20 protein-coding genes are annotated in these 18245 nt (G+C 64.3%); 7 read left to right on the top strand and 13 right to left on the bottom strand.

Features of this window, described 5'->3' with window-relative positions:
* Positions 1-78: 78 nt before the first annotated feature.
* The 8 genes from B2W55_RS24110 to urtA all read right to left on the bottom strand — a co-directional run bounded on the left by B2W55_RS24110 (position 79) and on the right by urtA (position 7282).
* A complete protein-coding gene (locus tag B2W55_RS24110; protein ID WP_024581872.1) occupies positions 79-384 on the bottom strand; it encodes an urease subunit beta in 306 nt (101 codons plus the stop codon).
* A gap of 9 nt (positions 385-393) precedes the next feature.
* Complete coding sequence (locus tag B2W55_RS24105) at positions 394-696, bottom strand: urease subunit gamma (RefSeq protein ID WP_021076833.1); 303 nt, start codon at positions 694-696, stop codon at positions 394-396.
* Between the two features lie 28 nt (positions 697-724).
* A complete protein-coding gene (locus B2W55_RS24100) occupies positions 725-1561 on the bottom strand; it encodes an urease accessory protein UreD (RefSeq protein ID WP_024581871.1) in 837 nt (278 codons plus the stop codon).
* A 48-nt stretch (positions 1562-1609) separates the two neighbouring features.
* Complete coding sequence (gene urtE, locus B2W55_RS24095) at positions 1610-2305, bottom strand: urea ABC transporter ATP-binding subunit UrtE (protein ID WP_024581870.1); 696 nt, start codon at positions 2303-2305, stop codon at positions 1610-1612.
* Between the two features lie 3 nt (positions 2306-2308).
* Positions 2309-3070 carry an urea ABC transporter ATP-binding protein UrtD gene (gene urtD / locus B2W55_RS24090; RefSeq protein ID WP_024581869.1) on the bottom strand — a complete coding sequence of 254 codons (762 nt, stop codon included), beginning with the start codon at positions 3068-3070 and terminating at the stop codon, positions 2309-2311.
* Positions 3071-3074: 4 nt separating this feature from the next.
* On the bottom strand, positions 3075-4244 hold the full coding sequence (urtC, locus tag B2W55_RS24085; RefSeq protein ID WP_024581868.1) for an urea ABC transporter permease subunit UrtC: 1170 nt from the start codon (positions 4242-4244) through the stop codon (positions 3075-3077).
* Positions 4241-5836, bottom strand: a complete 1596-nt coding sequence (gene urtB / locus B2W55_RS24080; protein WP_043855486.1) for an urea ABC transporter permease subunit UrtB — start codon at positions 5834-5836, stop codon at positions 4241-4243. The genes urtC and urtB overlap by 4 nt, the downstream gene beginning before the upstream one ends.
* Positions 5837-5953: 117 nt before the next feature.
* Complete coding sequence (gene urtA, locus B2W55_RS24075) at positions 5954-7282, bottom strand: urea ABC transporter substrate-binding protein (protein WP_024581866.1); 1329 nt, start codon at positions 7280-7282, stop codon at positions 5954-5956.
* A 530-nt stretch (positions 7283-7812) separates the two neighbouring features.
* On the opposite strand from urtA, the gene B2W55_RS24070 reads away from it, so the two are divergent.
* The 3 genes from B2W55_RS24070 to B2W55_RS24060 all read left to right on the top strand — a co-directional run bounded on the left by B2W55_RS24070 (position 7813) and on the right by B2W55_RS24060 (position 10030).
* On the top strand, positions 7813-9231 hold the full coding sequence (locus tag B2W55_RS24070; RefSeq protein ID WP_024581865.1) for a DEAD/DEAH box helicase: 1419 nt from the start codon (positions 7813-7815) through the stop codon (positions 9229-9231).
* 24 nt (positions 9232-9255) lie between these two features.
* On the top strand, positions 9256-9549 hold the full coding sequence (infA, locus tag B2W55_RS24065; RefSeq protein ID WP_016842649.1) for a translation initiation factor IF-1: 294 nt from the start codon (positions 9256-9258) through the stop codon (positions 9547-9549).
* Between the two features lie 268 nt (positions 9550-9817).
* Positions 9818-10030, top strand: a complete 213-nt coding sequence (locus tag B2W55_RS24060) for a cold-shock protein (RefSeq protein ID WP_016842648.1) — start codon at positions 9818-9820, stop codon at positions 10028-10030.
* A 289-nt stretch (positions 10031-10319) separates the two neighbouring features.
* On the opposite strand, the gene B2W55_RS24055 is transcribed toward B2W55_RS24060, so the two are convergent.
* The 5 genes from B2W55_RS24055 to B2W55_RS24035 all read right to left on the bottom strand — a co-directional run bounded on the left by B2W55_RS24055 (position 10320) and on the right by B2W55_RS24035 (position 14685).
* Positions 10320-10967, bottom strand: coding sequence for a TadE/TadG family type IV pilus assembly protein (locus B2W55_RS24055; protein WP_024581864.1), 648 nt, complete (start codon positions 10965-10967; stop codon positions 10320-10322).
* The gene (locus B2W55_RS24050) at positions 10958-11518 is read right to left on the bottom strand and encodes a TadE/TadG family type IV pilus assembly protein (RefSeq protein WP_024581863.1); all 561 of its coding nucleotides are present in this window, start codon (positions 11516-11518) and stop codon (positions 10958-10960) included. Before B2W55_RS24050 ends, B2W55_RS24055 begins: the two co-directional genes overlap by 10 nt.
* A gap of 168 nt (positions 11519-11686) precedes the next feature.
* The gene (locus B2W55_RS24045; protein ID WP_024581862.1) at positions 11687-12190 is read right to left on the bottom strand and encodes a pilus assembly protein N-terminal domain-containing protein; all 504 of its coding nucleotides are present in this window, start codon (positions 12188-12190) and stop codon (positions 11687-11689) included.
* A gap of 167 nt (positions 12191-12357) precedes the next feature.
* A complete protein-coding gene (locus tag B2W55_RS24040; protein ID WP_024581861.1) occupies positions 12358-13830 on the bottom strand; it encodes a hypothetical protein in 1473 nt (490 codons plus the stop codon).
* 24 nt (positions 13831-13854) lie between these two features.
* Positions 13855-14685 (bottom strand): sterol desaturase family protein, encoded by an 831-nt coding sequence (locus B2W55_RS24035; RefSeq protein WP_024581860.1) that lies wholly within the window; start codon positions 14683-14685, stop codon positions 13855-13857.
* 280 nt (positions 14686-14965) lie between these two features.
* Between B2W55_RS24035 and B2W55_RS24030 the strand changes: the two genes are divergently transcribed.
* From B2W55_RS24030 to B2W55_RS24015, 4 genes are all read left to right on the top strand, one after another.
* Positions 14966-15130 carry a Flp family type IVb pilin gene (locus B2W55_RS24030; RefSeq protein WP_024581859.1) on the top strand — a complete coding sequence of 55 codons (165 nt, stop codon included), beginning with the start codon at positions 14966-14968 and terminating at the stop codon, positions 15128-15130.
* A gap of 170 nt (positions 15131-15300) precedes the next feature.
* Positions 15301-15825, top strand: a complete 525-nt coding sequence (locus tag B2W55_RS24025) for an A24 family peptidase (protein WP_024581858.1) — start codon at positions 15301-15303, stop codon at positions 15823-15825.
* A gap of 127 nt (positions 15826-15952) precedes the next feature.
* Positions 15953-16747: a Flp pilus assembly protein CpaB gene (cpaB, locus tag B2W55_RS24020; RefSeq protein ID WP_024581857.1), complete on the top strand. Its 795-nt coding sequence runs from the start codon at positions 15953-15955 to the stop codon at positions 16745-16747.
* 2 nt (positions 16748-16749) lie between these two features.
* On the top strand, positions 16750-18240 hold the full coding sequence (locus B2W55_RS24015) for a type II and III secretion system protein family protein (RefSeq protein ID WP_024581856.1): 1491 nt from the start codon (positions 16750-16752) through the stop codon (positions 18238-18240).
* Positions 18241-18245: the final 5 nt, after the last annotated feature.

Genomic DNA, 18245 nt, shown 5'->3' with positions numbered 1-18245 from the left:
CCCGGGGCTTACCCCTCTCCCCAACCCTCCCCCGCAAGGGGGGAGGGAGCCTATGCAATGTGCTCACCTTACGATTCGTCACAGCTTCCCCTTCACCTCGGCGCGGAAGCCGTAAATCACGCGCTTGCCGGCGAGCGCGACGAGCTGGACGTCGCGGGTCTGGCCCGGCTCGAAACGAACCGCGGTGCCGGCGGCGATGTCGAGGCGCATGCCGCGGGCCTTCTTGCGGTCGAATTTCAAGGCCGGGTTGGTCTCGAAGAAGTGGTAGTGCGAGCCGACCTGGATCGGGCGGTCGCCGCCGTTGGCGACCGACAACGTCACGGTCTTGCGGCCGGCATTGAGCTCGATCTCGCCGTCCTTGATGAAGAGTTCGCCGGGGATCATGTCGCGCTCCTATCGGATCGGCTCGTGCACGGTGACGAGCTTGGTGCCGTCGGGGAATGTCGCCTCGACCTGGATGTCGTGGATCATCTCGGGGATGCCGGTCATCACCTGGTCGCGGGTCAGGACCTTGGCGCCGGCCTGCATCAGCTCGGCGACGGTGCGCCCGTCGCGGGCGCCCTCGACGATGAAATCGGTGATCAGCGCGATCGCTTCCGGATGGTTCAGCTTGACGCCGCGCTCGAGCCGTCGGCGCGCCACCATGGCCGCCATCGAAACCAAGAGCTTGTCCTTTTCGCGGGGAGACAAATTCATGCGAGCACTCTGAAAGCGTTGATAAGGATCAGTTGAGCCATAGCCGCGGCAGCGGCACGGCGGAGGCGCGGCCGAGCACCGCCATCATGTCGGCGCGCAGCCGGGCCGCATCTTGGGCACAGAAGCGCGCCATTGCAAAGCCATTCCAGGCCGAGATGCCGACCTCGCCACTGAGGCTGTTCGACGCCTCACGGATGCGTTCGACCAGAGCCTCGTCGCCCGGCACGATCAGCGCGGTGCCGATCGCACAGCCGCCATTGGCAATCGCGGGCCGTGCCAGCTTCTCGCCGATCTCGCCGTCGAGCCTGACGGTCTCGGCAAACACCAGCCGGCCGCCACGCCGCATCCGCCAACGGTCGACGAACTCGCCATGCCGCATGGTCTCGCCCATCGCGGCGCGGCCGAACACCACGATCTCGCAGAGCAGGAGCGAAGCAGCCTCGGCGAGGTCGATGTCGATGCTCCTGACAATGCGGGCGCGGTCGAACAGGATGGTCTCCTGCGGCAGCCAGGAGAGATGCGCGCCGTCGGCGGCCTTGAGGGAGATATCGAGCCGCGCCGCCGCGCCCGGCGCGCGGTAGACTTTTTCGGCCGCCGCCGTGGTCAGTGTCAGGCGGGTGCCCTCGCCGGCCGTGATCGCAACATCGAAGCGGTCACCGCCGGCAATGCCGCCAGCGGTATTGACGAACATGGCCGATAGCCCGTCATCCTCGGGCGACGGGAAGCGGACGCGCAGCGAACCTGACTCATGAAGATCGCCGCGTCGGGTGGCGCCGTCCTTGCGGTGAACGCCGAACCGGACTGCGCCCTGGGCACGGTTGGCCGCAAACGTCGCCGCTGCCGCGCCTGCGATCCCGCTCCGCATTCCCCCGACGCTCCCTCGCGCGCCATGAAAGGCGGCGTCACATTGTCTTCACAGCGCCATCTGGCGGCTGATCTCGGCGGGATCGAGGCTTGCGCGATCGCAGGCATATTTCACCGCGCCCCGGTCCATCACGGCAAAACTGTCGCCGAGTTCACAGGCAAAGTCGAGATATTGTTCGACCAGCACGATGGCGATGTTGCCGAGGTTGCGCAGATAGGAGATGGCGCGGCCGATATCCTTGATGATCGAGGGCTGGATGCCCTCGGTCGGCTCGTCGAGCAGCAGCAGTTTCGGCCGCATCACCAGCGCGCGACCGATCGCGAGCTGCTGCTGCTGGCCGCCGGAGAGGTCGCCGCCGCGGCGGCCGAGCATGGTCTCCAGCACCGGGAAGAGCGAAAACACGTCATCGGGGATGTTGCGGTCTTCGCGCTTCAAGGGGCCGAAGCCGGTCTTCAAATTCTCTTCCACCGTCAGCAGCGGGAAGATCTCGCGGCCCTGCGGCACGAAGCCGATGCCGCGCCGCGCCCGCTCATAAGGTTTTAGTGCAGTAATGTCCTTGCCGTCGAAATTGATCGCGCCGGACGCGATCGGATACTGCCCGACCATGGCGCGCAAGAGCGAGGTCTTGCCGACGCCGTTGCGGCCGAGCACGCAGGTCACCTTGCCGGGCTCGGCGGTGAGCGAGACGCCGCGCAGCGCCTGCGCCGCGCCGTAATAGAGGTTGATATTGTCGATCTTCAGCATCGCCTAGCGCCCCAGATACACTTCGACCACCCGCTCGTTCGACGACACCTGGTCGATCGAGCCTTCGGCGAGCACCGAGCCCTCATGCAGGCAAGTCACCTTGACGCCAAGTTCGCGCACGAAGGTCATGTCATGCTCGACCACCATGATGGTGTGATTCTTGTTGATCTCCTTCAGCAGCTCCGCGGTCAGATGGGTCTCGACGTCGGTCATCCCGGCAACCGGCTCGTCGACCAGCAGCACCTTGGGATCCTGGGCCAGTAGCATGCCGATCTCGAGCCACTGCTTCTGACCATGCGACAGGCTGCCGGCGAGGCGGTTGCGCGCATCGGTCAGGCGGATGGTCTCCAGCACCTTGTCGATCCGCTCGGACTCGGCCCTGCTGCCGCGCCAGAACAACGTGCCGCGCACCGAATGATCGACGTTGAGCGCGAGCAGGAGATTGTCCTGCACGGTCTGGCTCTCGAACACCGTCGGCTTCTGGAACTTGCGGCCAATGCCGAGCTCGGCGATCCGGGTCTCGTCGAGGCGGGTCAGGTCGACGGTGCCATCGAACAGCACGGTGCCCTCGTCCGGCTTGGTCTTGCCGGTGATGATGTCCATCATCGTGGTCTTGCCGGCGCCGTTCGGGCCGATGATGGCGCGCATCTCGCCAGGCGCCAGCGTCAGCGACAGATTGTTGATGGCATGGAAGCCGTCGAACGAGACGTGCACGCCGTCGAGATAGAGCATCGCCGAGGTGGCGCGGGTATCCATCACGTTCATCCGCCTACTCCGCCGGGTTCGGTGCGCCGACGCCATCTTCGCGCGCAGCGCTGCCAGCGTCGGGAGAGCCGTTCCTCGCCTTCGACGTCTCCCACCAGCTGTTGAAGGTGCCGACGATGCCCTTCGGCAGGAGCAGCGTCACCAGGATGAACAGCGCGCCGAGCATGAACAGCCAATACGGGGCGAGCGGCCCCGAGGTGAAGAACGTCTTGGCATAGTTGACGACGACGGCGCCGAGCGCGGCGCCGATCAGCGTGCCGCGGCCGCCGACCGCGACCCAGATCACCGCCTCGATCGAATTGCCCGGCGCGAATTCGCTTGGATTGATGATGCCGACCTGCGGCACATAGAGCGCGCCGGCGACGCCGGCCATGCAGGCCGACAGCGTGAACACGAACAGCTTGTAGGACTCGACGCGATAGCCGAGGAAGCGGGTGCGGCTTTCGGCGTCGCGCACCGCGATCAGCACCTTGCCGAGCTTCGAGGTCACGATCGCGCGGCAGATCAGGAACGCGATGATCAGCGCCAGGCAGCTCAGCAGGAACAGCGCGGCACGGGTGCCTTCGGCCTGCACGTTGAAGCCGAGGATGTCCTTGAAGTCGGTCAGGCCGTTGTTGCCGCCGAAGCCGAAATCATTGCGGAAGAACGCCAGCAGCAGCGCGTAGGTCATCGCCTGCGTGATGATCGACAGATAGACGCCGGTGACGCGCGAGCGGAAGGCGAGCCAGCCGAAGCAGAAGGCGAGCAGGCCCGGCACCAGCAGCACCATCAGCGCCGCGAAGGCGAATTTGTCGAAGCCGTACCAGTACCAGGGCAGCCTGTCCCAGTTCAGGAACACCATGAAGTCGGGCAGGATCGGGTTGCCGTAGACGCCGCGGCTGCCGATCTGCCGCATCAGGTACATGCCCATCGCGTAGCCGCCGAGCGCGAAGAACGCGCCGTGGCCGAGCGAGAGGATGCCGCAATAACCCCAGATCAGATCGATCGAGAGCGCGAGGATGGCGTAGCAGACATATTTGCCCCACAGCGCCACCAGATAGGTCGGCACCTGGAACATCGAGCCCTGCGGCAGCAACAGGTTCGACAGCGGGATCAGTACGCCGAGCGCGGCGACGAGCAGCACGAACGCGGTCGCGGCACGGTCGAGCGAACGGGTGAGGATGTGCGGCGTCATGCTTCCACCGCCCGGCCCTTGAGCGCGAACAGGCCGCGCGGCCGTTTCTGGATGAACAGGATGATCAGCACCAGGATCGCGATCTTGCCGAGCACCGCACCTGCCACCGGCTCGAGGAACTTGTTGGCGATCCCGAGCGTGAAGGCGCCGACCAGGGTGCCCCAGAGATTTCCGACGCCGCCGAACACCACGACCATGAAGCTATCGATGATGTAGCTCTGACCGAGATTCGGGCTGACATTGTCGATCTGCGACAGCGCGACGCCGGCGATGCCGGCGATCCCCGAGCCGAGGCCGAAGGTCAGCGCGTCGACCCGCGAGGTGGCGATGCCCATCGAGGCCGCCATGCGGCGGTTCTGGGTCACCGCGCGCATCTCGAGGCCGAGCGCGGTGTAGCGCAGCATCGCGAGCAGGATGGCGAACACCGCGAGCGTGAAGCAGAGGATCCAGAGCCGGTTATAGGTGATGGTGATCTGGCCGAGCTCGAAGGCGCCGCTCATCCAGGAGGGGTTGCCGACCTCGCGGTTGGTCGGGCCGAACGCGGTGCGGACCGCCTGCTGCAACACCAGCGACAGGCCCCAGGTCGCGAGCAGCGTCTCCAGCGGACGGCCGTAGAGGAAGCGGATGATGGTGCGCTCGATCACGACGCCGATGGCGCCCGCGACCACGAAGGCGAGCGGCACCGCGATCAAGAGCGAATAGTCGAACAGTGCGGGATAGCGGGTGCGGATCACCTCCTGCACCACGAAGGTGGTGTAGGCCCCGAGCATCACCATCTCGCCATGCGCCATGTTGATGACGCCCATCACGCCGAAGGTGATGGCAAGGCCGATCGCGGCCAGCAGCAGCACCGAACCGAGCGACAGGCCGTACCAGGCGTTCTGCACCATCGACCACATCGCAAGATTGCTCTGGATCGAGGACACGGCACTTGCGGCTGCCTTGGCCACCAGCGGCGGCTGGTCGCCGAGCCCGGTGAGCAGCGCCAGCGCCTCCTGGTCGCCGCGCGCCTTGATCACGGCAACGGCGTCGAGCTTGTCGCTGTCGGATGCATCCGACTTGAACAGGACGATGGCGGCGCGCGCCTCGGCGAAGGCCTGCTTGATCGACTTGACGCTCTCCTTGGCGAGCGCGCTCTCCACCGTCGGCAGCAGGTTTTCCTCGTGGCTCTTGAACACCGACTGTGCCGCGGCGAGCCGCTTGGCCGGATCCGACGACAGCAGCGTCAGGCCGCCGAGCGCGGCTTCCACGGTGCGGCGCAAGCGGTTGTTGAGGCGCACGGCGGCGGCATTGTCCGGCAGCTTGTCGACGGCCGCGCCAGTGGCGGCGTCGATGATCTTGCCGTCGGTCTGCGTGATGTAAACCTTCTTGCTGTCCGGATCGGCCGACAACCGGCCGTCTTGCAGCGCGCCGATGATGCGCGGAGCCAGCGCGTTGCCCGATGAAGCAACCTCGCCGATCGCAGCCTCGGTGTCGGAGAACTCGTCATTGGCGAATTTGGCGACCGAATCCTCGAACGGGCCAGCCAGCGCCGGCACGGCAAGGCAGCTCAGCAGCAGGATCGAGAGACAAAGCGCACGAAAGCGATCAATACAAATGGCAAACACGTCGGGACCCCGGCAGGAGTGGAGGAGAAGGCGGCGATCAATGCCGCCTTCTCCGGTGTCGGAAGGTTGTGTTGTGTCGTTGTTGAGGTCAGGTGCGCCTTGTTAGGAGCCCTGGCCGCCGCACTTGTTGGTCTTGGTGTTGTAGTTGCCGCACTTCTTGCCGACCCAATCGCCGATCAGGTCCTTGGAGCCCTCGAGCTCCTTCGACCAGGCGTCGCCGGCCACCAGGCCCGGGGTCTTCCAGACCACGTCGAACTGGCCGTTGCCCTTGATCTCGCCGATGAACACCGGCTTGGTGATGTGATGGTTCGGCAGCATCTTGGCCACGCCGCCGGTCAGGTTCGGCGTCTCGATGCCCGGGAGAGCGTCGATCACCTTGTCCGGATCGGTCGACTTCGCCTTCTCGACCGCCTTCACCCACATGTTGAAGCCGATGTAGTGCGCTTCCATCGGATCGTTGGTCACGCGCTTCGGGTTCTTGGTGTAGGCCTGCCACTCCTTGATGAACTTCTCGTTCGCAGGGGTCTTGATCGACTCGAAGTAGTTCCAGGCGGCGAGATGGCCGACCAGCGGCTTGGTGTCGATGCCGGCGAGCTCTTCTTCGCCGACCGAGAACGCGACCACCGGGATGTCGGTCGCCTTGATGCCCTGGTTGCCGAGCTCCTTGTAGAACGGAACGTTGGCGTCGCCGTTGATGGTCGAGACCACCGCGGTCTTCTTGCCGGCCGAGCCGAACTTCTTGATGTCGGCGACGATCGTCTGCCAGTCGGAGTGACCGAACGGCGTGTAGTTGATCATGATGTCGTCCTGGGCGACGCCCTTCGACTTCAGATAGGCTTCCAGGATCTTGTTGGTGGTGCGCGGATAGACGTAGTCGGTGCCGGCCAGCACCCAGCGCTTCACCTTTTCTTCCTTCATCAGATAGTCGACCGCGGGGATCGCCTGCTGGTTCGGCGCCGCACCCGTGTAGAACACGTTGCGCTCGGACTCCTCGCCCTCATACTGCACCGGATAGAACAGGATGTTGTTCAGCTCCTTGAACACCGGGAGCACGGACTTGCGCGACACCGAGGTCCAGCAGCCGAACACCACAGCAACCTTGTCCTTGGTGATCAGCTCGCGGGCCTTTTCGGCGAACAGCGGCCAGTTCGATGCGGGGTCGACCACGACCGGCTCGAGCTTCTTGCCGAGCACGCCGCCCTTCTTGTTCTGCTCGTCGATCAGGAAAAGGATGGTGTCCTTCAGGGTGGTTTCGCTGATCGCCATGGTGCCCGACAGCGAGTGAAGGATACCAACCTTGATGGTGTCGTCGGCCGCTTGCGCGGGCGCGAAGGACGAGGACGCAGCCAGACCTAAAACCAGGCCGGCCGTCGCCGCGAGCGCGCGGCGGCGGGTCAACGTCGCTATTCCGTGAGTAAGCTGAGTAAGCATGAAATGTCGTCTCCCTGACGCAGGCGTGAACGCTTGCGAAACGGCCGCATGGCCGCCTGCGGTTAAGGGAATCGCAAGAACTGTGCCACGGTGCGTGGGCACCGTAAGCCGATGAACCAGCAGGATAATTTCAAGGGTTCCGGGCAAATACGGAACGCGACTGCCCAATCATTGGGCCGCTTGCTTGACCGCCGAAAGAGCAGTCAGATTAATTTATGAGCAAAATTGACGCGCTGGCTAAATTTCCGGCATCCATTTGAGACAGTTTGCGCGATGGTTCGGCGGACTTCACGCACCAATCCGCCGATTCGACCTTGAAACCGCCCAGTTCCTGGTCCATATGCTGCTGATGCCCGCGAGAGTCGCGGTGCCTTCGCGAGCTGCGTGTTCAAGCTGCCCCAAGCGGCTTCTGGCTCGCCTTTCAGCTAACCCAGCTAGACGCCCCAGACACGCGGGTGTCCCGAATGCCTTCATGCGCTTCCGGCCGATTATGGCCCGGACGATGACGGCTTTTATGGAAAGAACCACCTTTGACCTCCTTTCAGGATTTCGGCCTCGCCGATCCCATCGCCCGCGCGCTTCGAGAAGAGAATTATCTCACGCCAACCCCCATCCAGGCCCAAACCATCCCGCTGGCGCTCGCCGGCCGGGATGTCGTCGGTATCGCCCAAACCGGAACCGGCAAGACCGCGTCCTTCGCGCTGCCGATCCTGCACCGGCTGCTCGAGAACCGCATCCGCCCGCAGCCCAAGAGCTGCCGCGTGCTGGTGCTGTCGCCGACCCGCGAACTGTCCGGGCAGATCCTCGACAGCTTCAACACCTATGGCCGCCACATCCGGCTGTCCTCGGCGCTCGCCATCGGCGGCGTGCCGATGGGCCGCCAGGTCCGTGCCGTGATGCAGGGCGTCGAGGTGATGGTCGCCACCCCCGGCCGCCTGCTCGATCTCGTGCAGAGCAACGGCCTGAAGCTCAACCAGGTCGAGTTCCTGGTGCTCGACGAAGCCGACCGCATGCTCGACATGGGCTTCATCAACGATATCCGCAAAATCGTCGCCAAGCTGCCGATCCGGCGCCAGACGCTGTTCTTCTCGGCCACCATGCCCAAGGACATCGCCGAGCTCGCCGAGGCGATGCTGCGCGATCCCGCCCGCGTGGCGGTGACGCCTGTGGCCTCGACGGTCGATCGGATCGCCCAACGCGCGATCCAGGTCGATTTCGCGGCCAAGCCTGCGGTCCTCGCCCAGCTCCTGAAGCAGGAGCCGGTCAACCGCGCCCTGGTCTTCACCCGCACCAAGCATGGCGCCGACAAGGTGGTGAAGAGCCTTGCCAAGGCCGGTATCGAAGCCAATGCGATCCACGGCAACAAGTCGCAGAACCACCGCGAGCGCACGCTGGCGGCATTCCGTTCCGGCGAGATCCGCACGCTGGTGGCGACCGACATCGCCGCGCGCGGCATCGACGTCGACGGCGTCAGCCATGTCGTGAACTTCGACCTGCCCAACATCCCGGAAACCTACGTCCACCGCATCGGCCGCACTGCGCGCGCCGGCGCCGACGGGGTCGCGATCTCGCTGATCGCCGGCGCCGAGGAGATGGGCTATCTGCGCGACATCGAGCGGCTGATCCGGATTACCGTGCCGCGGGAAGACCGCCGCACGCAGGGTGGCCGCGAGGCGGCTGCACCGGCGCAGGCGACCCACCCGCATCGGGGTGGCCGCTCTGCGCCCCGCGCGCATAATGTCCGTGGGAATGAGGCTGCTCCGGGTGCAAAAGGGCCTCGCCGCCGCCGCCGTCCAGGTGGTAATAAAGGCGCGCCGCAGACGAGCCGGGGCGAGTCGCCGCGTCCGTCGCAGGCCGGCAACAGCGAAGGCATCCAGGGCGTCGCCTTCTTGCATCGCGAGAGCCGGCCGAACCCGCAACACAACCGCAACAACCGACCGAAGCACTAGCCGTCGCTCGATCTGGAGAACCATATGGCTAAGGAAGAGCTGATCCAGTTCGAAGGACTGGTGACCGAAATCCTCCCCGACGCTCGTTACCGGGTGCAACTCGATGCCGGACACGAGATCGTCGCCTACACCGCCGGCAAGATGAAGAAAAACCGCATCAAGACGCTGGCCGGCGACCGCGTCACGATCGAAATGTCGCCCTACGATCTCGAAAAGGGCCGCCTGATCTTCCGCCACAAGGACGAGCGTCCGAGCGGCGCGCCCGGCGGCCCGCCGCGGGGTGGCGCGCAGCGCGGCGGTCAGTTCCGCCGCCGATAGGCAGGGCATTGCAACCGTTGCGCGCATGACGTCCTGACATCCTGCGCAACAATTGGCCGGCGGCTGCGCCGGCCAAAAAATCGCGCACGTCAGGATTGTTTTGAGTTCTTCTATCGAATAATATCCTACCCATCGATTTTCGGCCGGACGACATTAGCCAATACCGGTACAGCCGGTTCAGACGCTGACGACCCTTCCAAAAATTCGATCTCACCACCCCGCCGACCAGCGGGTCTTGAACTTGTATATCTGAGAAGGGACTACCCACGTGAGCATGGGAACCGTGAAGTGGTTTAACGCGACCAAGGGCTACGGCTTCATCCAGCCGGATGAAGGCGGGAACGACGTGTTCGTGCACATCAGTGCAGTCGAGCGCGCCGGCCTTGGCACTCTGCGTGAAGGCCAGAAGATCTCTTACGAGATCGTGGCTGACCGCCGTTCCGGCAAATCCTCGGCCGACAATCTGCGCGCCGCTGGATAAGCCGATTTCCCGGCAGCGCGAAGCTCCGGGAAATTGCCGTCAAAGCATCAAGGGCCGTACCTTCGGGTGCGGCCCTTTTTGTTTGGATCGCGAAGCAGCTTCGCATCGTCGGAGAATGCGAGAGAGCGATGGCGCGCGACGCGTTGCGTTTGAATACGACCTCCGCAAACGCTTTCCAGACCAAGGTCTAGAGCCTTTCCCGTTCCGATGGAATCGGAACGGGGCTCTATGTTCTTGTGTTGACGCGTTTTCTTCACGCGAACCGGTATCCACTTCGCTCGAAAACGCTCTAGTAAGTCGTGCAGCCGGTCATCGTGGCGGAAGAGCTCGGGGCATAGTTCACGCAAGCCGACTGCCGGGGCCTTGTGTAGGCGACGTCGCTGAGATTGATGCCGCTCTTGGCCATCACATAGCCGATCGTCGGAACGTATTTGTAGCTGATCTCGCTGAAGATCAGATAGCTGCCAGGCACCAGCAGTGCCGTCGGAACGATGTTGGTTACGATATCGCCTTGCGTACGGCTCGACGTCGTGAGGGTGGCCGTCGAGGCGCCGGAGTTGATGACCCCCGACTTGCTCCATTGTATCCGCGCGACACCTTTCGGATCGACATAGATTTCCGACAACGTCCCCTTGGTCGGCGTCGGATCGTAGGGCGTCATGATGCCGACGCTGGCGCTGAAGAAGTTTTGCAGGTCGGTGTCGGCCACCTGGGTGGCCTGCGAGGTCAGGTCCGACAACGCGCGCGCCATCAGCGTGACCTTGCGGTCGACCGCGACGCCGGACGAGAACTCGACGGTGCCGAAGAACAACACCAGCATCAACGGCAGGACGAAAGCGAACTCAACGGCGGCGAGACCGCGGCAATCATGCCTGAGTGCCGCAACGGAGCGCAGCAGGCGCGCGGGCAAGGTTTTCAGGACATTGCTCATGAGCATGTCGCCCCGGCGGTTCCTGATGGCTCGTTCTTGAATGTCGCGGTCGCCGTCAGGAGCCGCGTGCCGTTGGCGAGGTTGGCGACGTTGAAGCCCAGCTTGGTGACGAACAACGGCCACTGATAGAACAGCCGGACCACCACGACGTCGCCGTCCTTGCCGGGGCACCATTTCATGGTTGGAATGAACGCCTTGTTGGAATCGATCGGGGCGGTGATGTTGACGTTGCTGAACGAAGAATAGCTGCGCACGTCGACATAGACGCCATTGGCGCAGTCGAACAGCGCGTTGACCTGGCCGCAGACGTAGTTCTTGAATTGTTGCTGGGTGTAGCTCTGGCCCTGGGCCTGACCGGTCATGATGAAGCGGGACGAATCCTGCGTCACCGTCTCGAGCACCTGGCTTGCGAAGAAGATCATGGCCACTTCGATGATCGCGAACAGCAGCCCGAAAAACAGCGGCGCGACCATCGCGAATTCGACCGCGGTGGCACCGCGGCGGTTTCGACGAAAGCGATGGAGGAGGCTCGCGAAGGAACCAGCGGGCAGCGGCATTAACGACCCCAGATCAACATGGCAGCAACAACTACCCTAGGACTCGTTGTCGAAGTGTTTCTGGAGATCGAGACAGAGCGACCCGATCCGTCAGGGCTTTCTTAACCATGTCGGGTGAACCGCGCGTGGCTGCGGGCCCGGCGCACGCGGCGCTGGGCCGAGCAAACGCTAGTTCTGCGGTTTGGCGCCCGCTCCGGAGCCGGAGGCCTGGCTGTTGAGCGAACCGGCCTGGTCCATGGTCGCCTTGAAGTAGGTCTCGCCGTCACCCAGGGTGATTCGGCGCTGACAGACCGGCATGCAGCTATAGGTTTCGCGATCGATGCCGCGATAGACGGTAACGAGCTGGTCGCTCGGACCTTCGACCTGGATCTGGCGATCCACCAGCACCTGACCGGTGCGGTCGAGCGCGATGAAGTTGGTGGCGCCATAGCCCTTGCCGGTGACGACGACGACCCCGCCGTTCTGCAGCGTGACGTCGGCGATCAGCGGATTGCCGACCACGATGGTCGCGATCCCTCCGGGCAGCTTGACCAGCTTGGCCTGATCGACATTGACGGCAATCCGGTCGGGATCCGGCGCAGCCGATGCGAGCGCGGGCCACAGCACGGCTGCGGCCAGCGAGATGAATCCGATGCGCGTGACGGCGCGAAGACGCTGGGACTGAAACGACATACTCTACCCCGGGACGTTAACAGGCCGGCAAAGGCGATACGCAGCGGACCGGCGCCCGACGCTGCCGAATCTGACGCCAATTCATTTAAGAAGAGCAAAAATCGACCGCCGAATTGCACGGATGTCGCGGACTTCCGGAGATGCCGCCGCCTCTCGCGCCGGAACGCCTACCCGGCGGGACGCGCCGCGGCCGGCTCGCCGGAGCCGCGTACGTGGACCACCACGCGATCGTCGGCGTAGAGGCGTCGCCATCCATCGATATGATCGAGGAATTTCGAGGCGGGGGTCGTCGGGTCGAGCATCACGGCATCGATGTCGTAGCGCTTGAGCAGGTCGAGGAAGCCGTCGACGTCCTTGAGTTGGAGCGCACGGTAATAGGCCATCTCGAATGTCTCGCCGTAGAGCTCGGCGCGCCCGTCGACGAACACCGGCACCTGACGCCAGATCAGATAGCCGCCGAACTGCAGATCGTTGAGCACGCGCTGCGCGTCGTGCGCCTTCAGCGCATCAACCGCGGCAGCGGGCGAATGGATCGGCGGCGGCGCGAGGTCCTGACGCGCCGCGATGAACCAGGTCGCAGCGCAGAGTCCGGCGCCGAGCAGCGCGGCCGGCACGGCCTTCAGTCGGCCGAAATTGGCGGCACGCAGGCCGAATTGGGTGGCCACCGGCGTGAGCACGGCCAGCGGCAGCAGGAGAGCGAACAGCTCGAGATTCCTGACATGGGACAGCGCCATGTGCAGCAGGCCCAGCACCAAAGCGATCCGCGGCAGCGGCAGCTTGACCCCGCAATAGAGCGCCGCGCCGATCAAGCCGAGGATGGAGAGCTCGAACGCGTCGATGTGACTGAAATTCGCCGGCATCCATTCCGCAATCAGATGCAACAGCTCCCCGAGGCTGAGGATCTTCAGTGACGCAAGGATCGAACCCCATCCATATGGCGTCACGCAGCAAGCCGCCAGCGCGCCGATCCCGAACGCCGCCCAGCGCAGTGCCAGCGACAATCTCTGCGCCGGCAAGGCATTCCACATCGCATCGAGGGCGAACGCGCCCACCAGCACCAGGCCGAACAGAAACCCGCCATGCAAATTGGCCCACAGCGCGATCAGCGGCAGCAGCCAGAACGAGGGCGCCTCGCGCCGCTCGCTGGCGACCATCAGGCCGTTGGCCCAGACCATCATGATGGGCAGCACCAGTACATGCGGACGAGCCAGCAGGTGCCCGCATGTCAGCACCAGCGCCGCGAGAGCGATCAGGCTGGCTTGGATCGCCGGCAGCACCCGGCAGAGGATGGCGGTGAGCAGCGCAAAGGTGGCGGCGCTGCAGGCCGCCGCCAGCGCCGCCGGCCCGGTCCACCCGGCAAGGTCATAGGCCTTGGCGAACAGGACCTGCGCCAACCAGGATGACGACACCCACGGCGCACCCGCCTTGGTGAAGGAATAGATATCGACCGACGGCAGCGCGCGGTGGTCGAGGATCCAGCGGCCGACGGCAATCTGCCAGTATGTGTCGGAGTCCGCGAGCAGCCTGGAGCCTACGGCGAGCAGCAGCGCATAGACGCCGCACGCCATCCAGAACCAGGCCGGCACCTCGGCGATCGCCGAGGCCTTGGCCTGCGGAATGGTTGCGGTCTCGGCACTCATGCGGACACTGGCCGGTCTACGACGTCACTGACGGAACGGGTAGGCCAGCTGTCCGCCGATCTCGGCCGGCACGCCCTGTTCGGCGTCGACGCCGTAATCCTCGGGAAGCTTGCCTTCGGGCATGCGGAATGTCCCGAACAGGATATCCCAGAGCGGAAACGTACCCGCGAAATTGGTGTCGCCGCCTTCCTCGAGCGCGGTGTGGTGCCAGCGATGAAACACCGGCGTAGCGATCACATATCTGAACGGCCCAAGCGTCCAGTTCAGATTGGCGTGCACGAATGCCGAGTGGAATGTGGTGAACGGACCAACCCACAGCATGATGTTCGGCGAGATGCCGGCCATCAGCAGGATCACGTCGACCGAGATCGTGCCGATCAAGAGATTGACGGGGTGGAAGCGCGCCGCCGAGATCCATTCGAGGTCCTCGGAGGAATGATGGATGGCGTGGTACTTCCAGAACCCGCCGCCGTGAAACATCCGGTGCAGCCAGTACAGCATGAAGTCGGAAGCGACCAGGAAGATGATCGATTGCAGCCAGAGCGGCAGTTGCGACAGCGGGCCATGGCCATTCTCGTAGAACGAGATCAACTCGTCGGCACTGTGCACGTTGAACACCGCGGCAGCGCCGATCACCAGGAGCCCGATGCGCAGCACGCGGGCGAACACCGGCACGAAGAACCAGTAGCAGATGTCGGTGACGAGCTCGCGCTTCTGCCACCACGGCTTGCCCGGATTGCAGGCCCAGAAGTGGGCCAGCACGGTGAAGAACAGTGCCAATCCGATCGTGATCGGCACCACCCTCATCATCGTCTGGCCGAGCATCTCGATGACTTCGATCGGAAGGGTGGACATGGCAGCCTCACTTGACGGAAGCCCCATGCGTATAGATATGCGCTTAAGGAGCCGTGAACAGCTGCACCACTGCCGGCGAAGCAACATTGTGCAATTTTTAGCAGACGGTTTAATTCCAAATTTACTGTGCGCAACAACTGCGGGTTCCCGCAGAGTTTATGCGATCAAATTAACTGCACCGAAATCGTCCAACCGTACGGTGCCGCAATGGTCACGGTGCTGAGAACGCCGGCGAGACCAAATCAAGTTCGACCAGCCACGTGTACACAGGAGTCATTTTATGAAGAACCTCGTTTCGCGCTTCGTGAAGGATGAATCGGGCGCGACCGCCATCGAGTACGGCCTGATTGCGACCGGCATCGCCATCGCGATCATCGCCGCAGTCAACGGCGTCGGCACGAAGCTCTCGGGTACCTTCAACTCGATCTCGAGCTCGCTGAAGTAAGCCGGATCCGGTGGATTCGCATCAAAGGTCCCGGCATCCCCGGGACCTTTGCTATTTCCGGGGGCCGTTGCCGGCCTCCGTCGAAAGCGCCGGCGATTTTTTCCCGATTGTTCATCATTGGCCGCTAGCGTCGGGTCGCGACCGCAGCTCCAGCTTGACGGCATGAACCCATGATCCTCGACATCGCGCGCTTGATGCTGTTTCCGGCCCTGATGGCCTTTGCCGCGGCGAGCGACCTGTTGACCATGACGATCCCGAACCGGATCTCGCTGGCGCTGGTGGGTGGCTTCTTCGTCCTGGCACCGCTGACCGGGATGGATGTCCATGACATGCTCACCCATGCCGGCGCAGGGGCGCTGGTTCTCGTGGTGGCGTTCGGCATGTTCGCGATGGGCTGGGTCGGCGGCGGAGACGCCAAGGTCGCTGCTGCCGCCAGCCTCTGGTTCGGGTTCGAGCATCTGCTCCCTTATCTGGTCTTTGCGTCGTTGTTCGGCGGTGCGCTGACCGTGCTGCTGTTGCAGCTCCGGCAATGGCCGCTGCCCTACCCGCTCTCGTCCCAGGCCTGGCTCAGCCGGCTGCACGACAAGCAGACCGGAATTCCCTACGGCATCGCGCTCGCCCTCGGCGCCCTGCTGATCTATCCGGAGACGGACTGGATCAAGACGATCGATCTCGCGCACTTCGCGTTGCGTTGAAAATGCAACGGTAACCCGCCGTTAAGGCGATTTAGATACGCCTCATTAACCATGCTTTGACGAATAGCTGGTCAACTCCCATCACGGCGGCGGCAGCGTCGCGGCGTCATGTGGAAAGTGAAGCGTAATGGATAAGGCCCGCATTCTGGTCCTGGCTATCGCAGGCAGCGCTGGCCTTGCAGCGCTCTATCTTGCGAGCGGAGGCGAAGACAAGCCGGCGGCTCCTCCCCCCGTCGCGCAGCTGCCCACCGTCGACATCCTGGTCGCACGCACCGATATCGGCCTCGGCCAGGCGGTGAAGCCCGACGATCTGCAATGGCAGACCTGGCCGGCCGCAACCGCCAGCGCGAGCTTCATGCGCAAGGACAGCAACGCCGACGCCATCAAGGACGTCACCGGTTCGATCGCGCGCGCCCCGTTCATCCAGGGCGAGCCGATTCGCGAGCAGAAGCTCGTCAAGGCCGATGGCAGCGGCTTCATGGCCGCGATCCTGCCGACCGGCATGCGGGCGGTATCGACCGAAATCTCGCCGGAGACGGGCGCCGGCGGCTTCATCCTGCCGAATGACCGGGTCGACGTGCTGCTGTCCAAGCGCGACAAGAGTCCCGATCGCAACGGCGCGGACATCGTCAATTCCGAGGTCATCCTGACCAACATCCGCGTGCTCGCGATCGATCAGGCGCCGAAGGAGAAGGACGGCACCAACGCGTTGATCGGCAAGACCGTGACGCTGGAGCTGAAGCCGGAGCAGACCGAAACGCTGGCGCGCGCGCGCCAGAGCGGCGTCCTGTCGCTCGCGCTGCGCAGCATTGCCGACAACAACGCGACCGACGTCAAGACCGACGAGAACCGCCAGAAGCGCGGCGAGACGATCAACGTCATCCGCTTTGGCGTTGCCAACCAGGCGACGACCCAGAAGTGACCATGAGGACAGATGTGATGAAGGGCGGGGCAACTCAACGGACGATGCGGGCCTTCATGGTCCGCGCATTGTCGTTCTCGGCCGTCGCGGCGCTCACGCTCAACCCGGCGCTGGCACCGGTGATGGCGAGCGACTACCGCGCCGCGCCTGCCCCCGCCACATCGGCTGATGGCGGCCAGATGAATGCCCGCTTCCTCGCACTCGGCGTCGGCAAGTCGATCGTGATCGACCTGCCCAGGGACATCAAGGATGTGCTGGTTGCCGATCCCAAGATCGCCAACGCGGTGGTCCGCTCGGCGCAGCGCGCCTACATCATCGGCGCCACGGTGGGCCAGACCAACATCGTGTTCTTCGATGCGGCCGGCCAGCAGATCGCGGCTTACGACATCGCCGTCAAGCGCGACCTCAACGGCGTGCGGGCGGCGCTGCGGGCGGCATTGCCGAACGCCGATATCCAGATCGAGGGCGTGGCCGACGGCGTGCTCCTCACCGGCAGCGCGGCGAGCCCGATCGAGGCACAGCAGGCCGGCGAGATCGCGGGCCGGCTGGTCGGCAGCGCCGACAAGGTCGTGAACTCCATCGCGGTTCGCGGCCGCGACCAGGTGATGCTGAAAGTCACCGTCGCCGAAGTCTCGCGCAGCCTGATCAAGCAGCTCGGCATCGACCTCACGGCAAACCTCAACTACGGCACGGCGGTGGTGAAGTTCGCCAACGCCAACCCGTTCACGGCGAACAACGCGCCGCTGGTCCCGACTAACGCCCTTACCACCTCGTTCGGCTCGGCGCCGTCGGTGTCGGCGACGATCCGCGCGATGGAAAGCGCCGGCGTGGTGCGGACGCTCGCCGAACCGAACCTGACCGCGATCTCGGGCGAATCGGCCACCTTCATCTCCGGCGGCGAGTTTCCGATTCCGACCGGCGTGACCTGTCAGACCACGACGGGCGGCGCGATCGGGCAGTGCGTCCAGACGGTCAGCTTCAAGAAGTTCGGCATTTCGCTCAACTTCACGCCGGTGGTGCTGACCGAAGGACGGATCAGCCTGCGCGTCATGACGGAAGTGTCGGAAGTCTCGACCGAGAACTCGCTGACGGGCGGCGCGGGTGGCACGACGATCCCCTCGATCAAGACCCGCCGCGCCGAGACCACGCTGGAGATCCCCTCGGGCGGCTCGATGGCCATGGCCGGCCTGATCCAGGACCAGACCAAGCAGGCGATCAATGGCCTTCCCGGCCTTGGGTCGCTGCCGGTGCTCGGCACGCTGTTCCGCAGCCGCGACTTCGTCAACAACCAGACCGAGATGATGGTGCTGGTGACGCCCTATGTCGTTCGCGCGGTGGCGCAGAAGGACCTCTCGCGTCCGGATGACGGCTTCGCCAACGCGTCCGATCCGCAGGCCGATCTGCTGGGCAGCATCAATCGCGTCTATGGCGTGCCCGGCCGCACCGAGCCGGCGCGGAATTACCGCGGCACCTACGGCTTCATTACCGACTGAGGCGG

Source organism: Bradyrhizobium sp. UBA2491 (assembly GCF_002341725.1).
Lineage (GTDB): Bacteria > Pseudomonadota > Alphaproteobacteria > Rhizobiales > Xanthobacteraceae > Bradyrhizobium.
This window is presented reverse-complemented; position numbering and strand designations above follow the sequence as displayed.